Here is an 8,416-nt window from a genome sequence, read left to right as displayed (position 1 = left end):
TCGTCTACCGAAGCTACGTCTTGCAGGGTTGCGCTGGTGTTGGACACACTTCCCGCACCCTGCAGCTTCGTACGTGACGCTTTCTATGACACGCTCGTCTCTTTCAGCGGTCCAACGGACGTGCCGGCAACCCTGAGTCGGGCAGGTATCGATCATGTCAGCGTTCACGAACAGCGACTCTTAGGAATCTATCGTACAGCGATCTTCAATGTTACAACGGATTCTGAATCACTCTCACAAGCAAACGGAATTGTCATCGACTGCTGGGAAGGGCCGACTGCATCACGTAGTCGTACTGAGTCACCTAAAGATATCATTGAAGAGTTCGCTGATGTATTCCACGACTGACCGTTGACATCCTTCCTGTCCTGAAGAGCGGGGCTTTCTCCTTGATTCTCTGTAAGAAACACAGGTATAGGTTCATACATTCGGAACGGATTCTCCACTCGGGAAAGCCGACTTCTCCAATCTTCCCGTCCGCGAAGAACTCGTCGCGTCGTTCACGAGCGGCTACTCGCTGCCGGATCCGACGCAGACAGAACCGAGGTCGACCGACAGTACGTATCGCCTTAGGATCAACGTCGACCCAGCCAACTGTAAGTGACGGAGTTCTAACCGGATCACCTGCGGTGTAGAGCGCCTGCCTTTGTGACCCGCCATCTATTTATATGTCGTTGCACAAAATCAGACAGTGTCTGAAATGACGAAACAGGATATAAGAATCTGCATCAACGCGTATCCGGACCTGGATACCGATGTCTTTCGTATCGGTGCCGCAGACGACATCCTCCGACTGCTCGCCGACGCCCACGACACGGAGTTTACGATCCCTGAACTCGTCGACGCCACCGACGTCACCCGCTCGACGGTGTGGCGGGCTGTTGAGCTCCTCGACAGTATCGGTGCCATCCGAATTCGAGAGACGCCACAACGGAACCACATCGCGATCAACACAGATCGACTCAAAAAGGACGATCCAATTCTCGCCGTCCCACAGTCGGAGTTCCAAGCACCGATCCGGGCATTCGTTGAGCGCGTGCAAGCTACGCTCACTGACGCTGACGACGTCAACGACCTCCTCGGGATCGTTATTTTCGGGAGCGTCGCTCGGGGCGAGGCCGACCGTCAAAGCGACATCGACTGTTTCGTCGTCGTCGATGGTGATCGGACGACAGCACGGCGGCAGATTACCGATGTTGTTGCTGATCTCCAGTCTGATCGCTTCGACGGTGACCGATTCGCGTTCGAACCGTATATTGAATCCACCGAGAGCACACGCAGAGCTGGATCAAAACTTCGGGAAATCTTCACTGAAGGAATTACGGTCTACGGCAGCAACCAGCTTAACTCACTCCGAAAGGAGGTCGTCGCCGATGAGTAGTACGCGAATCGAGCAACTCATCGACAACGTACAAGCCGCTTTTGACCGCCGCCCAACTGATATCGAAGCCTGACTTGATGTCGAGGATGCCGCCCTCCTCCAACTGCGGAAGGCCTGTCGCTTGCTCGCTGGCGCCGAGGCACTGCAGGATGCAAGCTACTACACCCTGGTCATCGAAGCGTCGTTCGTCGCCATCGAACAGACCGTGGAATTTCGGCTCCTCGAACGCGGCACGATGCAGCCGGACGATCTCCCCGGCACGCATTCTGGTGTCTACTGGGAGGCCGCAACGGTCGGTGTGTTCGAAGAATCGATAGCGGCTGATCTCGCAGATCTCTGGCGTGATCACCGAGCAAAAACGTACTATCAGGATGGGCTTGCCTCAGCGGCGCGTGCTGAAGCGATGTGCGAACTCGCCATCGAGATTCATGCGTACGTTACTGGGCGATCTCAACAGAGACACGAGTGTATCTGCGGTGGATAAGGTAGTGAATCAGTCTCAAGCAGTCGAGAGGAGGTCGTCAGGCTCGTTAACCAACATGGGATGCGATCAGACGGTGTTTGTTGGTTAATCCCTAGCCGCTCCCGGCGAAACAAGTAGTTGACGTGTTAGATTTCCTACTGTCAGATACCTCAAAGTCAAGATGTTGCGTCCATATTTGCAAGCATGACAATGGAAATTTCTGAGTCGCTTCTGACATTGTATTCTGCAACGGTTGAGCAGCGAGACGGTAAGTCCTCCATTTCAGTTCCGACCCGTGAAATTGAGAAGGGGAATCTCGAAGCCGGCGAAACGTATCGTGTTGCGCTGCTCCCGACACCGTCGTCAGCAAGCACGACGACTGAACCACCGGAACCTCAACCGGAAGCATCGACAGAGTCCAACCAATCACCAACGCCGCCGGTAACGGCAGGCGATCGACGTGAGGTCGAGATTGAGAATATCGGTGACCAAGGTGACGGGATAGCGAAAATCGATCGTGGCTACGTCGTGATTGTTCCAGACACGGATGTCGGCGATCGAGTCACGGTCGAGATTGAGGATGCTCAAGCGAACGTTGGCTTCGCAACTGTGGTCGATCGAAACCCACGTGGACCTCAGTGACGTAAGAATGATGCCGGGGAAGATGTCAACCCTCATCATACCCGACACCATCTGATTGGCGTTTCTCATGCAGTAGCTCGCTTGCAGCCTTGTCCGTGCTTGCTTCTCCAGTTCGAGCGGCAAATCCTTCCATCTCGGCGGGAGATCGGACCTGCTCGATCACGACGCTACCGTCATCGGTTTCTCGAAACAGTACGTAACCGGGCGTACTAATACCGAGTATTTGACGGAACTCCTCCGGAATCATCACCTGCCCAGATAGGGAGACTGAGGCTGTTACTGCTGTCTCTTTGTGACCCGGATCAGAGCTCTCCAGCTCCTCAGAATCATCCATAGACGTACTTAGAACTGATTCTTAATAATGGTCCTCTGCCTCAAAGGGTCCGATTGTAGAAACTGCGGCCGCACCAGCTGAATTCCCGATCATCGCTAACTCTTTGAGATCCGTGATCCCATTATGCCGAGCAGCGAGGACCGCACAAGCAAACGCGTCACCAGCGCCAGCCGTGGTAGCGACAGTAGCTGCCGGCGGCGTCGCCGTCACCTACTCACTGACTTCTCCATCGTCCACGGATACTGCGATCGTCTCAGCTGGCCCATCTGTAAGAAATATCACCGCTGAGTGGTCTGCCGGGAGCAGTTCGAGTACTCCTGCTGGCTTCTCTATCACTGGTTCCATCAATCACGTCAATGCCACTTGCACAGCAAGCGGAACGCCAACCCACCGACCTCGGTTTCAGGAAATGCCTCTGATTTACCCCAGCCGTATCCACAGCAAGTTTCAGTACTGTAACAGCCAGTCGAGGACTGCTGTAGCGATAACGACGGCTGAGTAGTGGCAGCGGACAGCGACCGACCAGTCGGTATCGATCCACGCATGACCTGCGTAGATAGCTGCGCCCATCGTTGCGATGGCTCCCAGCGTTGGCACGAGGAACACGAGCACAATCCATGCAAGCGGGCGGTCAAATAGGGTTGGCCTTCCCATCGACACCATGGCAACGGAAAGGACGATGACGGCAAGGACGAACAGCAAGAGTCCAGCAACACCCGGCCAGCGACCGATCGAGCACGGGCCCGAACAGAAACGGCCACACGTCCATGCCGAGTCGAACCTATACGATGTAGATTGGAAGCATGCCGATCAGTATCGACGTTGCTGCGCTCCGAGCACAGAACCACTGCGCTTGATCCGAAGACGATACTGGGTGCCAGTCAATCGGTAGCCAGATCTCCCTGCGTTGATCGCGTTCTGTCTGGACCGACCTCAGGAATGAGGTGATCGCACGGTCGGTGAGTATACGTCGTCGGGCCTCTCAGGACGCGCCATGACTACTGTGTCGCGGTGCTACCGGTGTGGGGAACAGTACGAGGAGGCAACTCGGGTGCGCTGTACGTGTGGGGAGCCGGTCTGGTTCGAAACTGACACGACAGCGTTCGCTTGGGACGAGTGTCGTGACTACGACGGGATGTGGCGCTATGAGCCGCTCCTCCCGATCGATCGGCCGAAGGGAATCGCTCGCGCCGCAGGTGGAACCCCGCTCGTCAGAAGCGAGGGGCTTGACGCTGTTGCAGGCTGTCAGGTGTACGTCAAAGACGAAGGAGAACACCCAACCGGCGCGTACAAAGACCGGGGCAGTGCGGTGGCGGTCCCGCATGCGATTGCCACGAGTGGCGGCGCTGTGGGAACAGTCTCGTACGGCAACATGGCGATGAGCACTGCTGCGCACGCAGCCAGTCTGGATCGGGAGTGCGTCGTGCTCGTCCCCGACGAAATCTCGTCAGTTAGGTTGGAACTCATCGGCCAGTATGAACCGACAATCATACGGGTTGACGGCGATTACGGAGCCCTCTATGACGATGCGCTCACGCTGTCGACAGAGCTCCCGATCGCGATCCTCGTGAGTGACGCGCCGGCTCGGATTAGCGGGTACAAGACTGCACTCTTCGAGATCTGCGAGGCGTTCGCGCCTGACGTGCCCGACGCGATCGTGTTGCCAACGAGTTCCGGGGGATTCGCTTCGGGGATCTGGCGTGGGATTCGTGATCTTGAAGCGGCAGGATTGTTGGACGAACCGCCGCGGCTGTACCTCGTTCAAACTGCTGTGTCCGATCCGTTGACCCGAGCATTTGATGCCGGTGAAGTCGATCCGACGCCGCTCGAGGATGATGAGGTCGGCGAGACGATTGCACACTCAATTGGAAATCCCGACCCGCCGAGCGGCGGTCGTGCGCTTGCAGCGGTCCGTGACACTGATGGCGCGGTCGTTTCGTTACGCGATGAGAAAATTCGGGTGGCGCAGCGACAGTTTGCTGTCGACGGCGGGTTCTGCGTTGAACCGGCGTCGGCGACATCACTCGCGGGGGCGACGCGGCTGTCGGAACGCGGTGCAATCGGCGCTGACGAGGATGTTGTCCTTATCCCCACTGGGACGGGGTTCAAAGAGTTCGGCACCGGGGACCCGTCGGTTGCGACCAAGCAGACAAGCAGGACGGCCCTTCCAGAGCATCTCGCCTCACTCCTCGCTGGTTCGTGACATCCTGAGTGATGCGGGGGTACAGTTCTGGGAGAATGTCTATGTCATCCCGTGCTCGGGTGTCGGAAGCTCCTCGGCAAGAGCAACATCGTGCCCGGCGGCGTACCCGTTCAGCTTGGCGGCGATCGGCGACTCACGCAATTCTTCGTCGTCGTATCCGACCGCCTCAAACGCGTCCATAAACGAGGAGACTGAACGGAGCTTGTACTTTTGGTGGTAGTCTTCTGCAAGGTAGAACCGTGAGAGCTGTTCAATGCGTGTTTCGATTCCATTGGCAGTAAGTCCCCTTGTAGTGAGAAACTCGTCGAGGCCCGCTCGTTGGCCTTCCGTCGCAGCGAACACGATATTCTGATATTGTGTTTTCTTGGTCTGGCGCTGCGGGTTGTGTGACTTAAACACCATCTCCAGAAGGTCTCGGTACGCTATTGTGTCAGGATCGAACTCGACTTGGAAGACTTCCGTATGGTCACCTAATGAGTGGTATGTTGGATCGAGTTTTGTCCCGCCAGCGTATCCGACACGGGTGCGAACAACGCCGTCTATCGCACCAAACTGGGCATCCGGCCCCCAGAAACACCCGATTCCAAACGTCGCCGTGTCTGTCTCCTCGCTGTCCATCGCACGACGATCATACTCACGTATCTGTGTTTGTGTAAGCGTCATTGGGGTCACCAGCCTCGAGAGTCGCCGCAGTGCGGTTCGTGGGTCCCGCCGCATCTACCATCTATTAGGCTCGCAGACGTATATGCTGAGTGTCGGTCGCCGGATGTCGTCAATTGTGAGTTGACAATCTCGATATCGGGATCATCGAGACTGTGGCCGTGAACGAGCTCGATTAGCAGCTCATTGCCGGGTCGTCGATGGCTCGTTAGATATCTCTGCCGTCTTTTGTGAGGATGATATGAAGAGACGTAGTGGAAGAGGCATTGACAATCTCTTCCGTCTATATGCGTAGTACTCCTGTTCTCGCTTGCGGTGCGGACTAGTCGGAGTGTTCGTTCTCGAACAGCGCGTCCTTGTATATTTATGTACTCCAACCGAAGTAACAGCGATGGATCGACACGAAGCACGGTACGCTACAGCCGACTAACATGGACCAACTTCCCACAGACAGGCTCTCGCCACTAGCCAGTCGAGTCGACGACGTACTCGCGTTGTATGGCTACGAGATCGGCCCTGCTATCGAGGCGATCGACGCAGCCGTGATCGGATACGGGGGGTTGTTCAGTCCAGAGACGACCGATGGCGAAATACGAACCGCCGTCGAGAAGGTTCTCGCTGCTGGTTCGCCGATCGGTGGGAACTGTCGATGGGAATCAGCCAGCATCGATATTGTCCTCTACGTCGACGGAAGTTCCCGTGGGAATCCCGGTCCAGCTGGTGCCGGTGCCGTGATTCAGGTTCATGACGGGCCGGTCGTACAGCTCGGGCGACCGGTCGGTGCTCGATCTGAGAATAACACCGCAGAATACGCTGCGCTTCACCTCGGGCTTGAGGCATTGGCTGCGCGCTGTGACCCGGATACTGTGGAGATCCGTATCGATTCACGGACTGTGATTGACGACATCTGGGGGGACAGTTCTGGCCTTGCATCGGCTGCGCCATATCGACCGACTATTCGGGAGCGAATTGCAGCACTCCCCATGTGCGAGTGGACGCATTTGGCTGACAGTGATCCGAACCCGGCAGACGCTCGCGCTGCGGTTGGGGCTGACATCGCAGCGCTCGGTCCGTGAGTGTAGATTGAATTATCGTTGGTGCTCGTGGACGGTGGCTCTGATGAATTCATCAGCAGGTGATACGCTTGACCGGGCTGTGGTCTGTATAGGGGACCCACGTACCGATGTCGAACGCCGACCTCTCCACAGCATGTCAGTAGTAGCTTGCGAGATACAGAGGATGCAGTCAGCAATGGAACTGCGTGGCTTTGTTGAAATCCTCTTTTTCAGATATATCCTCTCTCGAAACAGCTGTTCGCTGATGGCTGCGAATTAACCGCTGGGAATCCTACCAGTTTCAAATGATGTTCGGAGCGTCGTGCGAGATAACGTTGAATTCCTCCGCAGTTGGTAGTTTCATGCCCTCGATCGCTCAGTACAAGAGCGCTAATCCGCAGTGGAGAATATTATATCTGTTTCATCTGATTTAATAATCACCGAAAGAAATCCGCCTGATTTAGGGTTGAAATCACGCTCAACAGACTCACGTTCACTCACGTTAACCTCAACTGAGTAAGGCTTGTCATAGCATCCAGCTGATCTTATGATCTCCGAGTCATTAGTGGTCTCGCGGGAGTCTTCGGTTAGAGACATCTCTTGGTATAACATTTCTCTTTCGTCATTAAACAGAGAAATGGTTACTTGGTGTGGTTGATCATTATTATTATTAACATCTATAAGAAACAAATCTTCAGATGAACATGAGTCTGGTATATTTTGGAATTCATCTTTGTCTGATTGACTGGATGCGTCTGGTAATTGTTCTAGGCATCCCGTCAATCCCAATATAGCAACTGTAGCTGGGCCGAATTGTCTTCGCTTCATAGGTAGTAAAGTTAAACCCGATAGAATATGTTTTGTGGCGAAGTTTAGGGAAATATCGACTGAACAATTCGTGAGACCCCTGTATTGACCGCAACCGGGTCAGAATGTATCACTTATTGAGGATTTCAACAGAGCCAACAAAGCCCATTTGTGTCTATGACAAATTTTTTGGTAGTTTTGCGGAAATACTATGTGAACAAGCATCTAACGTCGTCACGATGTCAGGAGATTCGGAAGAACCAGCAGGCAACATGAAAATCAAACCAGTTCATATTTTGTTAGCTGTCCCCGTTTGGATGGCGATCTCGATAGCTGTCCCTTTGGGAACTACCGTGACTCTTATCATTCTATCTACATTACTAATATGCTACTTTCTGCTACGTATTCTAGTTTCGTTAGAACGTTTTCGTTTTGATATGAGAGAGTAGTTGAGCGCGTTGTACTGAGCGTTCCGTGAGTCCCCTGTATTGAGCGAATCGAGATAGGTTGTGAATACGATAGAACCGCCCGGAGTAGTTCCTGTCCGGTTCATAATATGTCGAGATAGTCAACCACAAAACATATTCCACAACGCTTGAGTCTGTGTCCATGAGACGGCGGCACTTACTCATCTCCTCAATTGGAATCCTCGGGGGTACAGGATGTTTAGGACGATCTCCGGGCATGTCCAACCAATCAGACAAAGAAGAATTCCAAAACATTCCAGAATCGTGCTCAGATGATGGTGGTACTTTTCAAATGGGATACCTTAATAAGAGCCTGTCATAGAAAGCCTCCCAAGGGAGGCTGCAGGGTTTGGAAACTGTGTCCACCAGCTCCAACGCCCTGCAAAACGTAGCTTCGGTCAACG

General features: G+C 54.3%; 9 protein-coding genes and 2 pseudogenes. 7 read left to right on the top strand and 4 right to left on the bottom strand.

Annotation, left to right across the window (positions count from 1 at the left end; translation table 11 throughout):
* From ESO89_RS18810 to ESO89_RS17895, 5 genes and pseudogenes are all read left to right on the top strand, one after another.
* On the top strand, positions 1–348 hold a 348-nt coding region (locus ESO89_RS18810; protein WP_206731799.1), incomplete at its 5' end, for a hypothetical protein.
* A 118-nt stretch (positions 349–466) separates the two neighbouring features.
* A pseudogene (locus ESO89_RS19455) lies at positions 467–604 on the top strand (type IV toxin-antitoxin system AbiEi family antitoxin domain-containing protein); the annotation flags it as partial.
* Between the two features lie 96 nt (positions 605–700).
* Positions 701–1,381 (top strand): nucleotidyltransferase domain-containing protein, encoded by a 681-nt coding sequence (locus ESO89_RS17905; RefSeq protein WP_128906758.1) that lies wholly within the window; start codon positions 701–703, stop codon positions 1,379–1,381.
* Positions 1,374–1,865: pseudogene (locus tag ESO89_RS19450) on the top strand (hypothetical protein). The gene ESO89_RS17905 and the pseudogene ESO89_RS19450 overlap by 8 nt, the downstream one beginning before the upstream one ends.
* 189 nt (positions 1,866–2,054) lie before the next feature.
* The gene (locus ESO89_RS17895; protein WP_128906761.1) at positions 2,055–2,486 is read left to right on the top strand and encodes a TRAM domain-containing protein; all 432 of its coding nucleotides are present in this window, start codon (positions 2,055–2,057) and stop codon (positions 2,484–2,486) included.
* A 25-nt stretch (positions 2,487–2,511) separates the two neighbouring features.
* On the opposite strand, the gene ESO89_RS17890 is transcribed toward ESO89_RS17895, so the two are convergent.
* Positions 2,512–2,820, bottom strand: a complete 309-nt coding sequence (locus tag ESO89_RS17890) for an AbrB/MazE/SpoVT family DNA-binding domain-containing protein (RefSeq protein ID WP_241686290.1) — start codon at positions 2,818–2,820, stop codon at positions 2,512–2,514.
* Positions 2,821–3,267: 447 nt separating this feature from the next.
* Complete coding sequence (locus ESO89_RS17880; RefSeq protein ID WP_128906757.1) at positions 3,268–3,522, bottom strand: hypothetical protein; 255 nt, start codon at positions 3,520–3,522, stop codon at positions 3,268–3,270.
* 292 nt (positions 3,523–3,814) lie between these two features.
* Here ESO89_RS17880 and ESO89_RS17875 point away from each other — a divergent pair, with 292 nt between their 5' ends.
* On the top strand, positions 3,815–5,023 hold the full coding sequence (locus ESO89_RS17875; RefSeq protein ID WP_164932835.1) for a threonine synthase: 1,209 nt from the start codon (positions 3,815–3,817) through the stop codon (positions 5,021–5,023).
* A gap of 39 nt (positions 5,024–5,062) precedes the next feature.
* Here the strand turns inward: ESO89_RS17875 and ESO89_RS17870 are convergent, their stop codons facing one another.
* Positions 5,063–5,686: a peptide-methionine (S)-S-oxide reductase MsrA gene (locus ESO89_RS17870; protein WP_128906756.1), complete on the bottom strand. Its 624-nt coding sequence runs from the start codon at positions 5,684–5,686 to the stop codon at positions 5,063–5,065.
* Between the two features lie 428 nt (positions 5,687–6,114).
* Here ESO89_RS17870 and ESO89_RS17865 point away from each other — a divergent pair, with 428 nt between their 5' ends.
* A complete protein-coding gene (locus tag ESO89_RS17865) occupies positions 6,115–6,759 on the top strand; it encodes a ribonuclease HI family protein (protein WP_128906755.1) in 645 nt (214 codons plus the stop codon).
* Positions 6,760–7,128: 369 nt separating this feature from the next.
* Here ESO89_RS17865 and ESO89_RS17860 read toward each other — a convergent pair whose 3' ends face one another.
* Positions 7,129–7,566, bottom strand: coding sequence for a hypothetical protein (locus tag ESO89_RS17860; protein WP_128906754.1), 438 nt, complete (start codon positions 7,564–7,566; stop codon positions 7,129–7,131).
* Between the last annotated feature and the right edge of the window lie 850 nt (positions 7,567–8,416).

Source organism: Halorubrum amylolyticum (genome assembly GCF_004114995.1).
GTDB lineage: Archaea > Halobacteriota > Halobacteria > Halobacteriales > Haloferacaceae > Halorubrum > Halorubrum amylolyticum.
Note: the sequence above shows the minus strand (reverse complement) of the source record. Positions and strands in the feature narration are given on the sequence as shown.

Bases quoted from the DNA above. Each gene is read 5' to 3' on its own strand.
- ESO89_RS17905 (WP_128906758.1), top strand. From the start codon at position 701: ATGACGAAACAGGATATAAGAATCTGCATCAACGCGTATCCGGACCTG.
- ESO89_RS17895 (WP_128906761.1), top strand. From the start codon at position 2,055: ATGGAAATTTCTGAGTCGCTTCTGACATTGTATTCTGCAACGGTTGAG.
- ESO89_RS17890 (WP_241686290.1), bottom strand. From the start codon at position 2,820: ATGGATGATTCTGAGGAGCTGGAGAGCTCTGATCCGGGTCACAAAGAG.
- ESO89_RS17875 (WP_164932835.1), top strand. From the start codon at position 3,815: ATGACTACTGTGTCGCGGTGCTACCGGTGTGGGGAACAGTACGAGGAG.
- ESO89_RS17870 (WP_128906756.1), bottom strand. From the start codon at position 5,686: ATGACGCTTACACAAACACAGATACGTGAGTATGATCGTCGTGCGATG.
- ESO89_RS17865 (WP_128906755.1), top strand. From the start codon at position 6,115: ATGGACCAACTTCCCACAGACAGGCTCTCGCCACTAGCCAGTCGAGTC.
- ESO89_RS17860 (WP_128906754.1), bottom strand. From the start codon at position 7,566: ATGAAGCGAAGACAATTCGGCCCAGCTACAGTTGCTATATTGGGATTG.